This is a genomic window from Salmonella enterica subsp. enterica serovar Typhimurium str. LT2 (assembly GCF_000006945.2).
In the GTDB taxonomy this organism is placed as follows: Bacteria; Pseudomonadota; Gammaproteobacteria; order Enterobacterales; family Enterobacteriaceae; genus Salmonella; species Salmonella enterica.
Genome location: NC_003197.2, coordinates 4,193,663 through 4,209,157, shown reverse-complemented (window position 1 = coordinate 4,209,157; position 15,495 = coordinate 4,193,663). Strand labels below are relative to the sequence as shown.

The following is a 15,495-nucleotide window of genomic DNA, read 5'->3' as shown; positions in this document are numbered from 1 at the left end:
GCGGCTAAAATATTCAGCCAAATCCGATTACGTGAAGTAAAAGGTCTGAAAGATAGAACATCTTACCTCTGTACCCTACGTGAATAACTTTACTCTTTTTTGAGCAACACAGAAAGACCTTTTCGTAATTTTTTTTCATTCTTTACATAGGGAATTCTAATACCCATCACAAAACCCCCGTGCTTATGTTGCTTAATTACGAAAAAAGCGCGTTATTCCTTAAATGCTTAGTGCGCTTGATCCCAATTTTCCCCGCTACCGACTTCCACCAGCAACGGCACATCAATACGCGTGCAGTTTTCCATCAACTGATGGATACGTTTTGCTACCGCATCTAAGTCGTCTTTATGCACCTCGAACACTAATTCATCGTGTACCTGCATAATCATCCGCACGCGTGGCTGCTCGGCCTGTAGCCAGGCATCGACGGCAATCATGGCGCGCTTGATGATATCGGCAGCCGTTCCTTGCATGGGAGCATTGATCGCCGCGCGTTCCGCCCCCGCGCGCCGCGCCGCGTTGCTGGATTTAATATCCGGCAGGTAAAGGCGGCGCCCCTCCAGAGTTTCCACATAGCCTTGTTCTTTTGCCTGAGCGCGGGTGCGCTCCATATATTCCAGCACGCCAGGATAGCGTTCGAAGTAGAGATCCATATACTTCTGCGCCTCTTTACGCGGAATATTAAGCTGGCGAGAAAGACCGAAGGCGCTCATCCCGTAAATCAGGCCAAAGTTAATGGCTTTCGCACTTCGGCGCTGTTCCCCGGTCACGCTATCCAGCGGCAAGCCAAAGACTTCCGCCGCCGTTGCGCGGTGAATATCCTTCCCTTCGGCGAACGCCGTGAGCAGTCCTTTATCACGGGAAAGATGCGCCATAATACGCAGCTCAATCTGTGAATAGTCCGCAGACACGATGAGATAATCCTCAGGCGCAATAAATGCCTGACGAATGCGGCGGCCTTCTTCATTGCGCACCGGAATATTTTGCAGGTTCGGATCGGTGGACGATAAACGTCCCGTCGCCGTTACCGCCTGATGATAGGACGTATGGACGCGCCCGGTTTTCGGGTTAATCATCAGCGGCAGCTTATCGGTATAGGTGGATTTTAGCTTCGCCAGACCACGATACTCCAGAATCACTTTCGGCAGCGGATAGTCCAGCGCCAGCTCTTCCAGCACCTCTTCCGACGTTGACGGCGCGCCGCCAGGCGTTTTCTTCAGCGGCTTAATACCCTGCTTTTCAAACAGGATGGTCTGCAACTGCTTCGTCGAGGACAGGTTGAACGCCTCGCCCGCAATGTCATGCGCTTTCTTTTCCAGTTCCGCCAGACGTAGCGTGATTTCTTCCGAATGTTTGTGCAGGACGGCAGGATCGATTTTTACGCCATTGCGCTCAACGCGTGACAGTACAGGCACCAACGGCATTTCGATGTTTTCGAAAACATTCAGCGGGCCTTTGTGCTGCTGGAGCTCAGGCCACATTTTGAGATGCAACTGTAACGTGACATCCGCATCTTCTGCCGCATAGCGCCCCGCTTCCTCCAGTGCGATCTGGTTAAAGGTGAGCTGGTTTTTACCTTTACCGGCAATGTCTTCAAAGGTGATAGTTTTGTGCTTCAGCCAACGATCGGACAAACTGTCCATATCATGGCGTCCGGCGACGCTGTTCAGAATGTAAGACTCAAGCATGGTATCGAAGGCGATACCGCGCAGCTCAATACCGTAATTTTGCAAGACGCCGCGATCGTACTTGAGGTTTTGCCCCACTTTGCGCACTTTTTCATCTTCCAGCAGCGGCTTCAGCAGTTCCAGAGCACGCTGGCGGGAGATTTGATCCGGAGCGTCCAGATAATCATGCGCGACAGGTACATACGCGGCAACGCCAGGTTCGATGGCAAACGAGAGGCCCACCAGGTTGGCGGCGATATTATCCAGGCTGTCGGTCTCCGTGTCGAAAGCAAAAACTGGCGCTTTTTTCAGCTTTTCAATCCAGCTTTCCAGCGTAACGTCGTCCAGAATCGTGACATAATTTTCATAAGAGAGCGCCGCTGCCGGTTCGCTGGGCGATTCATCAATAACGACCGTTTCCTGCGGTTTGGCCGCCGGTTTCGCGCCCTTTGCCTGTAGCCACTTGCCTGACTCAACGTCCGCCGTCCAGCGCTTAAACTCATATTTTTTAAACAGGCCCAGCAGTTCATCCGCAATCGGCTGCTGCACTTCAAGCTGTTCGCAGGTCAGCTCCAGCTCAACATCCGTTTTAATGGTGGCGAGTTTATAAGACAGGTACGCTACGTCTTTATTCTGCGCTAATTTACCGGCCATCGTTTTGGCGCCGCGGAAAGTGAGACCGGCAATTTTTTCCGGCTCGGCGTACAGCGTATCCAGGCCGCCCAATCCCTGAAGCAAGGCTTGCGCCGTCTTCTCACCCACGCCTGGTACGCCCGGAATATTATCCGAGGAGTCCCCCATCAGCGCCAGAAAGTCGATAATCAGCTCAGGCGGCACGCCGTACTTATTAACGACTTCATCCGGGCCGAGGATGGTGTTAGTCATGGTGTTGATCAGCGTAATATTCGGCGTCACCAACTGTGCCATATCTTTATCGCCGGTGCTGATTAATACCGGACGCCCCACCTTCTCCGCTTCTCGCGCCAGTGTACCGATAACGTCATCCGCTTCTACGCCAGAGACCGCCAGCAGAGGTAACCCCATGGCTTTAACCATGGCATGTAACGGCTCTATTTGCGCACGAAGATCATCCGGCATTGGAGGACGATGCGATTTGTAGTGTTCAAAGAGCTCATCACGGAAGGTTTTTCCTTTGGCGTCAAACACCACCGCAGCATGCGTCGGCTGATACTGCATGATCAGGCTGCGCAACATGTTGAGGACACCATACATTGCGCCCGTAGGTTCTCCCGCGCTGTTGGTTAACGGCGGAAACGCATGATAGGCGCGATAGAGATAGGATGAGCCATCTACGAGAATAAGTGGGTTTTCTGGGATCTGAACCATAATGTCCGTGCCTGTTTAACAGATTATGGTTAAAGGATGCCACATACAGGAGGAAAACTTGAGTTTTTCGCCGCATTTGCGGAAAAGTTTTGTCGATCTTCAGGATCGCTCGCAAAATAACCTGTGGATAACTTTGTGTGTAAATTCTTACCATTACTTTAAAATCAGCGCGATAGCCTTCTCGTCTTAATAATTACCCATTATTTTCAATGAGTTGTTAACATCACGTTTTTCTGATTATCTGATTCATGCCGTTATCATAATGTGGATAGTTGTTACGAGTGTTTCTATTTCACTCAGCGCCATCATTAGCATCGTTTTCTGATAGAATCAGCCCCTTGCGCCCTTTTCGCGCACCGTTTATGGCTAACTTTTGAATAATTTATTATGACGAGAATACTCGCGGCTATCACGCTCCCATTGAGTATCGTATTGACCATCCTGGTCACTATTGTTTGCTCAGTACCGATCATCATTGCCGGTATGGTAAAGCTTCTTTTGCCTGTTCCCGGTATCTGGCGCAAGGTCTCCATTTTCTGCAATTTCATGATGTATTGCTGGTGTGCTGGTCTTGCAGCGCTGTTACGCCTTAATCCGCACTTGCAATGGGATGTAGAAGGGTTAGAAGGGCTGAGCAAGAAAAATTGGTATTTACTGATTTGTAATCATCGCAGCTGGGCCGATATCGTTGTGCTTTGCGTTCTGTTCCGCAAGCATATCCCAATGAATAAGTACTTTCTTAAACAGCAATTGGCCTGGGTGCCGTTCATCGGCCTGGCGTGCTGGGCATTAGATATGCCGTTTATGAAGCGCTACTCCCGTAGCTACCTGCTCCGACACCCCGATCGACGCGGCAAAGATGTTGAAACAACTCGTCGCTCTTGCGAAAAGTTTCGTCGGTATCCCACCACTATCGTTAACTTTGTTGAAGGCTCGCGATTTACGCATGAGAAACGTCAGCAAACGCATTCACCTTATCAACATTTGTTGCCGCCAAAAGCAGCCGGTATTGCAATGGCGATTAATGTTTTAGGCTCACAGTTCGATAAGCTGCTTAATATTACGTTGTGTTACCCAAACAACGATCGTCACCCTTTCTACGATATGCTAAGCGGTAGGCTGACGCGTATTGTTGTTCGGGTGCAACTGGAACCCATAAATGAAGAACTGCACGGCGATTACGTGAACGACAAAACATTCAAACGCCGTTTTCAACGTTGGCTTAATACGCTGTGGGATAAGAAAGATATACAGATAGAAGAGATTAAAACATCTTATAAAAACGCCGGTCAGTGACCGGCGTTCTTTTTATTTTTTATCAACCAAATATTTCACAGTATCAGCATACTGCTGAACAAAAACATCCATGCTGCTCGTATCCATGCCTTGTGGGTTAATCTGGTATTTGCCATTGACGAACATCGCCGGAACGCCCTGCAGTTGCAGGTCAGCCGCGGCTTTCTCCTGTTGCGCAACCAGTGATTTCACCACGAAGCTGTTCCATGCCGCATCGTAATCTTCGCCCTTGACGCCCGCATCAACGAACACTTTACGGATATCCGCGGCAGATTGTACTGTCTGGGTTTTCTGTACGGCTTCAAACAGCGGGACCGTGACTTTATCTTCTACACCCAACGCCATCGCCACCGCCCATGCCTGGGTGAGCTCCTTGCCCAACGGCCCCAGGAACTCAACGTGGTACTTGGTCATTTTGGTGCCTTCCGGCAGCTTTTTCTTCACATTGTCAGACACATGAAGCACTTCTTCAAACTGATAACAATGTGGGCAGTAGAAGGAGAAAAACTCCAGTACCTGGGGTTCGCCAGCGACCGGTTTATCCAGCGTGATATACTGTTTACCGTCGCTGATCTGTGCTGCCGAGGCGCTAAAAGCTAAAACCATACCAGCCAGCGCCAGCCAAATCTTTTTCATGATCAACTCTCTCCGATTAATACATTGGCGTTAATTGTAAAGGGGGTTCGTGCAAAATTTTAGTCTGCTCAATAAAAGTCGTTGTCTGTCGCTGCCAGTAATCTTCCCCTGTTAACCAGGGAAAGTTTTTTGGAAACGCAGGATCGCCCCAACGACGAATCAACCAGGCAAGATAATAAACTAAACGCATGGCGCGTAAAGGTTCAATGAGACCAATTTCAGCCGTATCGAACTCACTAACTTCTTCATAAGCTTCAATAATGGTTTCAAGCTGCATTCGCTGTTCGGCTTTGTCGCCGTTCAGCAGCATCCATAAATCCTGTATCGCCGGACCGTTACGGGCATCATCTAAATCGACAAACAGCGGTCCATCACGCCATAGAATGTTGCCGGCATGACAATCGCCGTGCAATCGCAGCGTGGCGAAATCGGTGCGCCAGCATTCGGTAACTGCAGACAGTAGAGTATCAGTGGCTTTCAGGAAAGCCGCTTTTTGCCCGGAGGGAATCAGTGCGGCATCTTCGAATACCTGGCGAGGTTCAAAAAGATACTCCGCAAGCCCAATGTCAGGCCGGAAAGTGAAAGGACGTTTTCGCCCCGTCTGATGCAATCGGCCAAGATAACGCCCTACCGCCTCCATCTGATCGATATTGTCTGCTTCAAACTGACGACCGCCTACGCTGGGGAAAATGGCATAATGATAGCCCTGATGCGCTAACAGCGTCTGGCCATTAAACGCGAGCGGAGCAGCAACCGGAACCTCATCCTTCACCAGTTCAAGCGCGAATTGATGTTCTTCCCGAATTTGATCAACAGACCAGCGTTCAGGACGATAAAACTTAACGACAAAACGTCGACGGTCTTCATCCTGAAACTGATAGACGCGGTTTTCATAACTGTTTAGTGGAGTTAGCCCGGAATCCACCATGATCCCCTGTTCAAACAGCGCATCCATGATGGTTTCCGGGTGTAGCGTCTGGAAAGTAAAAGCGTTGTCGTTCATCCCATCATCCGGAAAATACTACGAATGATTCAGGATATCATTTCGTGGCGATTTCGGTGGCGCCGCTTACAAGGTTTTACTCTTTAATAACGCCGCGGGCGCGTAAAAGCGCCGTTTTAAAGTCCTCTTCATAGTCTTTTTGAATCCCTGGAATGGCGGCGTCTTTGGCGGAATCGCGCATTTTCAGATGGTAGATCAGGATATCATCAGTTAAATCTTCCAGTTTGCCGTCAAAACCTGACTCTTTCGCCAGTTTCTGCAAAAATTGCGTCAGATTAAGATCAGGCTCTTTCTGCCAGGCTGGCTGGAGGAGTTCAATGACTTCATTCAGGCGTTTACATTTCATAGCTGTGCTCCTTATTCTTGATACAGACACGGTAGCAGGGTCAATCCCACAATAAAAGAGGCGATATCGGTGAATCTGGATGAAGTAATAACCGGCGTGGTGCTGGCAGGCGGTAAAGCCAGGCGGATGGGAGGTGCGGATAAAGGTCTGCTTGAACTGGGCGGGAAACCGCTCTGGCGACACGTTGCCGACGCGCTCGCGCCACAACTTGCTACGGTCGTCATTAGTGCTAATCGCCATCTGGATATCTACCAGGCCAGCGGCCTGAAAGTCATTCCGGATTCAATTGCTGACTTTCCCGGTCCGCTGGCGGGTATGCTTTCCGTTTTTCAGCAGGTAGCAGGCGACTGGTTTCTGTTTTGTCCCTGTGACAATCCCTGTATCCCCCACAACCTGGTCGATCGTTTAGCAGCGCAGCGTCATGGTGCACCCGTGGTTTGGGTTCATGATGGAGAGCGCGATCATCCAACGATCGCGTTGATTAATCGTGCCGTTGAGCCCCAGTTGACAGCTTATTTGCAAGCAGGCGAGCGGCGGGTAATGATTTTTATGCGCCAGGTAGGCGGACACGCCGTTGATTTCAGCGATTGTAAGGAGGCATTTGTGAACGTCAACACGCCGGAGGAACTCGCGCAATGGCAAAAGAGACCATGATACCGCTACTCGCCATTGCCGCGTGGAGCGGCACGGGAAAAACAACACTGCTGAAAAAACTGATCCCAGCACTTTGTGCGCACGGTATTCGGCCAGGGCTGATTAAGCATACCCATCATGATATGGATGTTGATAAACCGGGTAAAGATAGCTACGAATTACGTAAAGCCGGGGCGGCACAGACGCTGGTTGCCAGTCAGCAGCGCTGGGCGTTAATGACTGAAACGCCGGGGCAAGAAGAGTTGGATCTGGCATGGCTGGTGAGCCGGATGGATGCATCAAAGCTAGATATGGTGCTGGTAGAAGGGTTTAAACACGAGGCAGTTGCGAAGATCTTACTTTTTCGTCAGGGATGTGGGCACAGCGAGGAAGAATTAATTCTTGATGAGCATGTTATTGCGGTTGCCAGTGATATTCCACTTGCCGTAGCGGTACCCGTTTTGGATCTTAATGATGTATCGCAGATTTCTGCCTTCATTTTGCGGTGGTTAGAGAAAGCACGTTCCTTGTAGGCCGGATAAGGCGGAGCCGCCATCCGGCAGTGCCGGTTGCCTGATGGCGCTGCGCTTATCAGGCCTACGGTTTTACAGTTACCGCACACGCAAAAAAGCCCGTCCGTCAGGATGGGCTTCTTCACTAAACTAATGCCTGGCAGTTTATGGCGGGCGTCCTGCCCGCCACCCTCCGGGCCGTTGCTGCGCAACGAGTGCTCACCGACAGACCACAGATAAAACAAAAGGCCCTGTCTTCCGACAGGGCCCTTCGTTTTATTTGATGCCTGGCAGTTCCCTACTCTCGCATGGGGAGACCCCACACTACCATCGGCGCTACGGCGTTTCACTTCTGAGTTCGGCATGGGGTCAGGTGGGACCACCGCGCTAGTGCCGCCAGGCAAATTCTTTGTGCTCCGTCCTGTGTCTTTTACACTGATACGGCGTTGGCTGCTCTTGCGAGCGTCAGTCACATACTTCTGTATGCTCCTTCCGTCGCTGCGTTTGCCGCCTTGTCTCAGCGTAAAATCCTTCGGACTCTGAATCTGAGCTGAAAATTGTTGTCTTCTCAATCCGCCAAAACATCTTCGGCGTTGTAAGGTTAAGCCTCACGGTTCATTAGTACCGGTTAGCTCAACGCATCGCTGCGCTTACACACCCGGCCTATCAACGTCGTCGTCTTCAACGTTCCTTCAGGAGACTCTAAGTCTCAGGGAGAACTCATCTCGGGGCAAGTTTCGTGCTTAGATGCTTTCAGCACTTATCTCTTCCGCATTTAGCTACCGGGCAGTGCCATTGGCATGACAACCCGAACACCAGTGATGCGTCCACTCCGGTCCTCTCGTACTAGGAGCAGCCCCCCTCAGTTCTCCAGCGCCCACGGCAGATAGGGACCGAACTGTCTCACGACGTTCTAAACCCAGCTCGCGTACCACTTTAAATGGCGAACAGCCATACCCTTGGGACCTACTTCAGCCCCAGGATGTGATGAGCCGACATCGAGGTGCCAAACACCGCCGTCGATATGAACTCTTGGGCGGTATCAGCCTGTTATCCCCGGAGTACCTTTTATCCGTTGAGCGATGGCCCTTCCATTCAGAACCACCGGATCACTATGACCTGCTTTCGCACCTGCTCGCGCCGTCACGCTCGCAGTCAAGCTGGCTTATGCCATTGCACTAACCTCCTGATGTCCGACCAGGATTAGCCAACCTTCGTGCTCCTCCGTTACTCTTTAGGAGGAGACCGCCCCAGTCAAACTACCCACCAGACACTGTCCGCAACCCGGATTACGGGTCCACGTTAGAACATCAAACATTAAAGGGTGGTATTTCAAGGTCGGCTCCATGCAGACTGGCGTCCACACTTCAAAGCCTCCCACCTATCCTACACATCAAGGCTCAATGTTCAGTGTCAAGCTATAGTAAAGGTTCACGGGGTCTTTCCGTCTTGCCGCGGGTACACTGCATCTTCACAGCGAGTTCAATTTCACTGAGTCTCGGGTGGAGACAGCCTGGCCATCATTACGCCATTCGTGCAGGTCGGAACTTACCCGACAAGGAATTTCGCTACCTTAGGACCGTTATAGTTACGGCCGCCGTTTACCGGGGCTTCGATCAGGAGCTTCGCTTACGCTGACCCCATCAATTAACCTTCCGGCACCGGGCAGGCGTCACACCGTATACGTCCACTTTCGTGTTTGCACAGTGCTGTGTTTTTAATAAACAGTTGCAGCCAGCTGGTATCTTCGACTGACTTCAGCTCCATGAGTAAATCACTTCACCTACGTGTCAGCGTGCCTTCTCCCGAAGTTACGGCACCATTTTGCCTAGTTCCTTCACCCGAGTTCTCTCAAGCGCCTTGGTATTCTCTACCTGACCACCTGTGTCGGTTTGGGGTACGATTTCGTGTTACCTGATGCTTAGAGGCTTTTCCTGGAAGCAGGGCATTTGTTGCTTCAGCACCGTAGTGCCTCGTCGTCACGCCTCAGTGTTAAAGTGAACCGGATTTACCTGGAACACACACCTACACGCTTAAACCGGGACAACCGTCGCCCGGCCAACATAGCCTTCTCCGTCCCCCCTTCGCAGTAACACCAAGTACGGGAATATTAACCCGTTTCCCATCGACTACGCCTTTCGGCCTCGCCTTAGGGGTCGACTCACCCTGCCCCGATTAACGTTGGACAGGAACCCTTGGTCTTCCGGCGAGCGGGCTTTTCACCCGCTTTATCGTTACTTATGTCAGCATTCGCACTTCTGATACCTCCAGCATGCCTCACGACACACCTTCACAGGCTTACAGAACGCTCCCCTACCCAACGAACGTATCCCTAAGCCAACTCGACTTTAATGAACGCTTTGACGTCGCTTCGCTCCGTCAATCGTCAACTCCGTAAAGTTGTCTTGGGTGATACGTTCGCTGCCGCAGCTTCGGTGCATGGTTTAGCCCCGTTACATCTTCCGCGCAGGCCGACTCGACCAGTGAGCTATTACGCTTTCTTTAAATGATGGCTGCTTCTAAGCCAACATCCTGGCTGTCTGGGCCTTCCCACATCGTTTCCCACTTAACCATGACTTTGGGACCTTAGCTGGCGGTCTGGGTTGTTTCCCTCTTCACGACGGACGTTAGCACCCGCCGTGTGTCTCCCGTGATAACATTCTCCGGTATTCGCAGTTTGCATCGGGTTGGTAAGCCGGGATGGCCCCCTAGCCGAAACAGTGCTCTACCCCCGGAGATGAATTCACGAGGCGCTACCTAAATAGCTTTCGGGGAGAACCAGCTATCTCCCGGTTTGATTGGCCTTTCACCCCCAGCCACAGGTCATCCGCTAATTTTTCAACATTAGTCGGTTCGGTCCTCCAGTTAGTGTTACCCAACCTTCAACCTGCCCATGGCTAGATCACCGGGTTTCGGGTCTATACCCTGCAACTTAACGCCCAATTAAGACTCGGTTTCCCTCCGGCTCCCCTATACGGTTAACCTTGCTACAGAATATAAGTCGCTGACCCATTATACAAAAGGTACGCAGTCACACAGGTAAACCTGTGCTCCCACTGCTTGTACGTACACGGTTTCAGGTTCTTTTTCACTCCCCTCGCCGGGGTTCTTTTCGCCTTTCCCTCACGGTACTGGTTCACTATCGGTCAGTCAGGAGTATTTAGCCTTGGAGGATGGTCCCCCCATATTCAGACAGGATACCACGTGTCCCGCCCTACTCATCGAGCTCACAGCACATGCGCTTTTGTGTACGGGGCTGTCACCCTGTATCGCGCGCCTTTCCAGACGCTTCCACTAACACACATGCTGATTCAGGCTCTGGGCTCCTCCCCGTTCGCTCGCCGCTACTGGGGGAATCTCGGTTGATTTCTTTTCCTCGGGGTACTTAGATGTTTCAGTTCCCCCGGTTCGCCTCATTAACCTATGGATTCAGTTAATGATAGTGTGACGAATCACACTGGGTTTCCCCATTCGGAAATCGCCGGTTATAACGGTTCATATCACCTTACCGGCGCTTATCGCAGATTAGCACGTCCTTCATCGCCTCTGACTGCCAGGGCATCCACCGTGTACGCTTAGTCGCTTAACCTCACAACCCGAAGATGTTTCTTACGATTCATCATCGTGTTGCGAAAATTTGAGAGACTCACGAACAACTTTCGTTGTTCTGTGTTTCAATTTTCAGCTTGATCCAGATTTTTAAAGAGCAAAACTTCGCAGTGAACCCTTTCAGGTACACTCTGAAGTATTTTTTCGTAAACACTCACGAGATGGTGGAGCTATGCGGGATCGAACCGCAGACCTCCTGCGTGCAAAGCAGGCGCTCTCCCAGCTGAGCTATAGCCCCATCGTGTAGTCAGAACCTCTTTACCGATAATTTTTCCTGAGACAAGGCGTGGAATAACGAAGCATACATCAGTATGTGAGTTATTTCACAACGCAGTATTCAGGGAAAATTTGGTAGGCCTGAGTGGACTTGAACCACCGACCTCACCCTTATCAGGGGTGCGCTCTAACCACCTGAGCTACAAGCCTGTAGAGGTTTTACTGCTCGTTTTTCATCAGACAATCTGTGTGAGCACTTCAAAGACCGTTTCTTTAAGGTAAGGAGGTGATCCAACCGCAGGTTCCCCTACGGTTACCTTGTTACGACTTCACCCCAGTCATGAATCACAAAGTGGTAAGCGCCCTCCCGAAGGTTAAGCTACCTACTTCTTTTGCAACCCACTCCCATGGTGTGACGGGCGGTGTGTACAAGGCCCGGGAACGTATTCACCGTGGCATTCTGATCCACGATTACTAGCGATTCCGACTTCATGGAGTCGAGTTGCAGACTCCAATCCGGACTACGACGCACTTTATGAGGTCCGCTTGCTCTCGCGAGGTCGCTTCTCTTTGTATGCGCCATTGTAGCACGTGTGTAGCCCTGGTCGTAAGGGCCATGATGACTTGACGTCATCCCCACCTTCCTCCAGTTTATCACTGGCAGTCTCCTTTGAGTTCCCGACCTAATCGCTGGCAACAAAGGATAAGGGTTGCGCTCGTTGCGGGACTTAACCCAACATTTCACAACACGAGCTGACGACAGCCATGCAGCACCTGTCTCACAGTTCCCGAAGGCACAAATCCATCTCTGGATTCTTCTGTGGATGTCAAGACCAGGTAAGGTTCTTCGCGTTGCATCGAATTAAACCACATGCTCCACCGCTTGTGCGGGCCCCCGTCAATTCATTTGAGTTTTAACCTTGCGGCCGTACTCCCCAGGCGGTCTACTTAACGCGTTAGCTCCGGAAGCCACGCCTCAAGGGCACAACCTCCAAGTAGACATCGTTTACGGCGTGGACTACCAGGGTATCTAATCCTGTTTGCTCCCCACGCTTTCGCACCTGAGCGTCAGTCTTTGTCCAGGGGGCCGCCTTCGCCACCGGTATTCCTCCAGATCTCTACGCATTTCACCGCTACACCTGGAATTCTACCCCCCTCTACAAGACTCAAGCCTGCCAGTTTCGAATGCAGTTCCCAGGTTGAGCCCGGGGATTTCACATCCGACTTGACAGACCGCCTGCGTGCGCTTTACGCCCAGTAATTCCGATTAACGCTTGCACCCTCCGTATTACCGCGGCTGCTGGCACGGAGTTAGCCGGTGCTTCTTCTGCGGGTAACGTCAATTGCTGCGGTTATTAACCACAACACCTTCCTCCCCGCTGAAAGTACTTTACAACCCGAAGGCCTTCTTCATACACGCGGCATGGCTGCATCAGGCTTGCGCCCATTGTGCAATATTCCCCACTGCTGCCTCCCGTAGGAGTCTGGACCGTGTCTCAGTTCCAGTGTGGCTGGTCATCCTCTCAGACCAGCTAGGGATCGTCGCCTTGGTGAGCCGTTACCTCACCAACAAGCTAATCCCATCTGGGCACATCTGATGGCAAGAGGCCCGAAGGTCCCCCTCTTTGGTCTTGCGACGTTATGCGGTATTAGCCACCGTTTCCAGTAGTTATCCCCCTCCATCAGGCAGTTTCCCAGACATTACTCACCCGTCCGCCACTCGTCAGCGAAGCAGCAAGCTGCTTCCTGTTACCGTTCGACTTGCATGTGTTAGGCCTGCCGCCAGCGTTCAATCTGAGCCATGATCAAACTCTTCAATTTAAAAGTTTGATGCTCAATGAATTAAACTTCGTAATGAATTACGTGTTCACTCTTGAGACTTGGTATTCATTTTTCGTCCTAGGACGTTAAGAATCCGTATCTTCGAGTGCCCACACAGATTGTCTGATAAATTGTTAAAGAGCAGTGCCGCTTCGCTTTTTCTCAGCGGCGCGGGGTGTGCATATTACGCTTTCCCGCTTCAGAGTCAAGCGTTTATTTTCGCTTTTCTCCGTGAGGTTCTGGTCCGAACCCCGCTGACCCGGCGGCCTGTGTGCCGTTGTTCCGTGTCAGTGGTGGCGCATTATAGGGAGTTATTTTTGCCTGACAAGAGGAAATTTAAAATAATTTTCTGAGTGCGCACTTTTTATTCTTTGCGTTTATTTTGCCGACGATTTGTTGGTTAAATGGGCTATTTCACGGGCAAAGTGCGCAACCTGCTCCCAGTCGGTGTACACCACTTCTTTACTGGTATCCGTTTCGCCGCCCGACATCTTCATAATAAGCTTGATCATCAGACGGTCATACCAGCGATAACGGGGATAGCGAAGCGCGCCTGCAATGACGGCACAGTAGTCAGGTCGCCACGGAGAGCTCATTAAAAACTTCCGCGCGTAGCTGTTAGTCTGCGGCGTCCGTTTTTCAGCTTTACGCGCCACCAGGTTAACGGAATAAAAGGCGCTCGGCATTCCGTTCAACCGCGTGGCATATTTCTTAACAAACTCCTGAAAGGCGCTGTGGTAATGACCATAACGAATAGACGCGCCAATCACTACGCGATCATAGCTATCCCAGTCAGGCTCTTCTGCGCGATGCAGATTAACGACATCGGCCCAGATCCCCATATCTTTGAGTTCAGAAGCCAGATAAGAGGCAATTTCGCGCGTTTGTCCGTCCCGGGTAGAGAAAAGAATCAATGTTTTCACGTGTTACTCCATTATTCACGCCAGAAAGTCGGGGTAAAAAGTACCAGCAAAGTGAATACTTCCAAACGACCAAATAGCATGTTGGCGATTAGTATCCATTTCGCAACCGGATTCATACTGGCGAAGTTATCAGCAACCACCCCCAGCCCCGGTCCCAGGTTATTAAGCGTAGCCACTACCGAGGCGAAAGCCGAGAAATCATCTACGCCTGTAGCGATAATGGCCAGCATACTGACGATAAATACCAGCGCGTAGGCAGAAAAGAATCCCCAGACGGCTTCCAGAATACGTTCTGGCAGTGCCCGGTTCCCCAGCTTAATACTGTAAACGGCATTCGGATGCACCAGACGTTTGAGTTCGCGGTTCCCCTGTTTAAACAACAACAGAATACGGATGACCTTTAACCCCCCGCCCGTTGACCCGGCGCAACCGCCAATAAACGCGGAACATAGCAGCAAGACGGGCAAAAACAGCGGCCAGCGCGCAATGCTGTCCGTGGTAAACCCTGCCGTTGTCGCCATCGACACGACCTGGAAGAACGCCTGATTTAGCGTTGTCAGCGCCGAGTCGTAGATATTATGGAACCACAGTACCAGCGTGCAGATCACCACCAGCGTCAACTGTACGCCGATGAACATGCGGAATTCCGGATCGCGCCAGTATACTTTCAGGCTACGCCCGCTTAATAAAGAGAAATGCAGGCCATAGTTACAACCGGAGATCAGCAGGAAAATAGCGATGATGGTATTAATAGTGGGACTATCAAAATAGCCTACGCTGGCGTCATGCGTTGAGAAGCCGCCGATAGCGATAGTGGAGAAGCTGTGTCCGATAGCGTCAAACGCGGGCATCCCTGCAAACCATAGCGCCAGCGCGCAGGCTACCGTTAGCAAGACATAGATAAGCCACAGCGTTTTCGCCGTCTCGGCAATACGCGGGCGCATTTTGTTATCTTTGAGCGGCCCCGGCATTTCCGCCCGATAGAGCTGCATCCCCCCGACGCCGAGGATAGGGAGAATCGCCACCGCCAGCACAATGATCCCCATACCGCCAAACCATTGCAGCATCTGACGATAAAAGAGAATGGCGTGCGGTAATGAATCCAGCCCCACCAGAGTAGTGGCGCCCGTGGTGGTTAACCCGGAGAACGATTCAAAAAAAGCATCGGTAATGGTGAGGTTTGGGCTTTCCGAGAAAATAAACGGCAGCGCACCCACGCTGCCCAGCACGGTCCAGAACAGCACCACGATAAGAAATCCTTCGCGGGATTTCAGCTCGCCCTTTTCCCTACGGTTCGGCCACCACAGTATGGAACCGATCGCCAGCGCGACAAAAAAGGTCTGCGTGAACGCTCTTCCTGCGCCATCACGATATATTAGCGCTACCAGTCCCGGGAGAATCATTGTCCCCGAAAATAAGATAACCAGTAGTCCAACGATTCGGGTAATGGCGCGAAAATGCATCTCTGCCGCTTCCTTTATTCTTA

The 15,495-nt window shown here is 51.3% G+C and carries 10 protein-coding genes, 2 tRNA genes, 3 rRNA genes and 9 other annotated features; of the genes, 3 read left to right on the top strand and 12 right to left on the bottom strand.

The window, feature by feature from the left end; translation table 11 throughout:
* Window positions 1-13: 13 nt before the first annotated feature.
* Together spf and polA are read right to left on the bottom strand one after the other, a co-directional pair.
* The gene (spf, locus tag STM4000; protein ID NP_453290.1) for a spot 42 RNA, inhibition of DNA synthesis occupies window positions 14-69 on the bottom strand. Within the gene, window positions 14-61 belong to an annotated coding region; the region does not span the whole gene.
* Window positions 64-69: a ribosome-binding site (putative RBS for spf; RegulonDB:STMS1H003932), on the bottom strand. (Overlaps the previous gene by 6 nt.)
* 158 nt (window positions 70-227) lie before the next feature.
* The gene (gene polA, locus STM3999; protein NP_462879.1) for a DNA polymerase I occupies window positions 228-3,028 on the bottom strand. Within the gene, window positions 228-3,014 belong to an annotated coding region; the region does not span the whole gene.
* Window positions 3,023-3,028 (bottom strand) — a ribosome-binding site (putative RBS for polA; RegulonDB:STMS1H003931). (Overlaps the previous gene by 6 nt.)
* Window positions 3,029-3,401: 373 nt before the next feature.
* Between polA and yihG the strand changes: the two genes are divergently transcribed.
* Window positions 3,402-4,310, top strand: coding sequence for a putative endonuclease (yihG, locus tag STM3998; RefSeq protein NP_462878.1), 909 nt, complete (start codon window positions 3,402-3,404; stop codon window positions 4,308-4,310).
* 12 nt (window positions 4,311-4,322) lie between these two features.
* On the opposite strand, the gene dsbA is transcribed toward yihG, so the two are convergent.
* From dsbA to yihD, 3 genes are all read right to left on the bottom strand, one after another.
* Window positions 4,323-4,962 (bottom strand): periplasmic protein disulfide isomerase I gene (dsbA, locus tag STM3997; RefSeq protein NP_462877.1). Within the gene, window positions 4,323-4,946 belong to an annotated coding region; the region does not span the whole gene.
* Window positions 4,957-4,962: a ribosome-binding site (putative RBS for dsbA; RegulonDB:STMS1H003930), on the bottom strand. It overlaps the preceding gene by 6 nt.
* The gene (gene yihE / locus STM3996; protein NP_462876.1) for a putative homoserine kinase type II occupies window positions 4,963-5,961 on the bottom strand. Within the gene, window positions 4,963-5,949 belong to an annotated coding region; the region does not span the whole gene.
* Window positions 5,956-5,961: a ribosome-binding site (putative RBS for yihE; RegulonDB:STMS1H003929), on the bottom strand. Its footprint overlaps the gene before it by 6 nt.
* Before the next feature lie 64 nt (window positions 5,962-6,025).
* Window positions 6,026-6,308, bottom strand: a protein-coding gene (gene yihD, locus STM3995; protein NP_462875.1) for a putative cytoplasmic protein. Within the gene, window positions 6,026-6,295 belong to an annotated coding region; the region does not span the whole gene.
* Window positions 6,303-6,308 (bottom strand) — a ribosome-binding site (putative RBS for yihD; RegulonDB:STMS1H003928). It overlaps the preceding gene by 6 nt.
* A 44-nt stretch (window positions 6,309-6,352) precedes the next feature.
* Window positions 6,353-6,358, top strand: a ribosome-binding site (putative RBS for mobA; RegulonDB:STMS1H003927).
* Between yihD and mobA the strand changes: the two genes are divergently transcribed.
* Both mobA and mobB read left to right on the top strand, forming a co-directional pair.
* Window positions 6,353-6,949 (top strand): putative molybdopterin-guanine dinucleotide biosynthesis protein gene (gene mobA, locus STM3994; protein NP_462874.1). Within the gene, window positions 6,365-6,949 belong to an annotated coding region; the region does not span the whole gene. Its footprint overlaps the feature before it by 6 nt.
* Window positions 6,931-6,936: a ribosome-binding site (putative RBS for mobB; RegulonDB:STMS1H003926), on the top strand. Its footprint overlaps the gene before it by 6 nt.
* Window positions 6,931-7,461 (top strand): molybdopterin-guanine dinucleotide biosynthesis protein B gene (gene mobB / locus STM3993; RefSeq protein ID NP_462873.1). Within the gene, window positions 6,946-7,461 belong to an annotated coding region; the region does not span the whole gene. The genes mobA and mobB overlap by 19 nt, the downstream gene beginning before the upstream one ends.
* Before the next feature lie 260 nt (window positions 7,462-7,721).
* Here mobB and rrfA read toward each other — a convergent pair.
* From rrfA to trkH, 7 genes are all read right to left on the bottom strand, one after another.
* Window positions 7,722-7,843, bottom strand: a 5S ribosomal RNA gene (gene rrfA, locus STM3992).
* A 191-nt stretch (window positions 7,844-8,034) separates the two neighbouring features.
* Window positions 8,035-11,029, bottom strand: a 23S ribosomal RNA gene (rrlA, locus tag STM3991).
* Between the two features lie 185 nt (window positions 11,030-11,214).
* Window positions 11,215-11,287, bottom strand: a tRNA-Asx gene (gene alaT / locus STM3990).
* Window positions 11,288-11,401: 114 nt separating this feature from the next.
* A tRNA-Ile gene (gene ileT, locus STM3989) sits at window positions 11,402-11,475 on the bottom strand.
* Between the two features lie 69 nt (window positions 11,476-11,544).
* Window positions 11,545-13,086 (bottom strand): 16S ribosomal RNA (gene rrsA / locus STM3988).
* The 16S, 23S and 5S rRNA genes sit together here with 2 tRNA genes alongside, the layout of an rRNA operon.
* A 377-nt stretch (window positions 13,087-13,463) precedes the next feature.
* The gene (gene hemG, locus STM3987; protein NP_462872.1) for a protoporphyrin oxidase occupies window positions 13,464-14,021 on the bottom strand. Within the gene, window positions 13,464-14,009 belong to an annotated coding region; the region does not span the whole gene.
* Window positions 14,016-14,021, bottom strand: a ribosome-binding site (putative RBS for hemG; RegulonDB:STMS1H003922). It overlaps the preceding gene by 6 nt.
* Window positions 14,021-15,487, bottom strand: a protein-coding gene (gene trkH, locus STM3986; RefSeq protein NP_462871.1) for a Trk family potassium transport protein. Within the gene, window positions 14,021-15,472 belong to an annotated coding region; the region does not span the whole gene. Before trkH ends, hemG begins: the two co-directional genes overlap by 1 nt.
* Window positions 15,482-15,487, bottom strand: a ribosome-binding site (putative RBS for trkH; RegulonDB:STMS1H003921). (Overlaps the previous gene by 6 nt.)
* Window positions 15,488-15,495: the final 8 nt, after the last annotated feature.

What these genes read in the sequence shown, in the direction of transcription:
- polA (NP_462879.1), bottom strand. Translation starts at nt 3,014, where the DNA reads ATGGTTCAGATCCCAGAAAACCCACTTATTCTCGTAGATGGCTCATCC.
- yihG (NP_462878.1), top strand. Translation starts at nt 3,402, where the DNA reads ATGACGAGAATACTCGCGGCTATCACGCTCCCATTGAGTATCGTATTG.
- dsbA (NP_462877.1), bottom strand. Translation starts at nt 4,946, where the DNA reads ATGAAAAAGATTTGGCTGGCGCTGGCTGGTATGGTTTTAGCTTTTAGC.
- yihE (NP_462876.1), bottom strand. Translation starts at nt 5,949, where the DNA reads ATGAACGACAACGCTTTTACTTTCCAGACGCTACACCCGGAAACCATC.
- yihD (NP_462875.1), bottom strand. Translation starts at nt 6,295, where the DNA reads ATGAAATGTAAACGCCTGAATGAAGTCATTGAACTCCTCCAGCCAGCC.
- mobB (NP_462873.1), top strand. Translation starts at nt 6,946, where the DNA reads ATGATACCGCTACTCGCCATTGCCGCGTGGAGCGGCACGGGAAAAACA.
- trkH (NP_462871.1), bottom strand. Translation starts at nt 15,472, where the DNA reads ATGCATTTTCGCGCCATTACCCGAATCGTTGGACTACTGGTTATCTTA.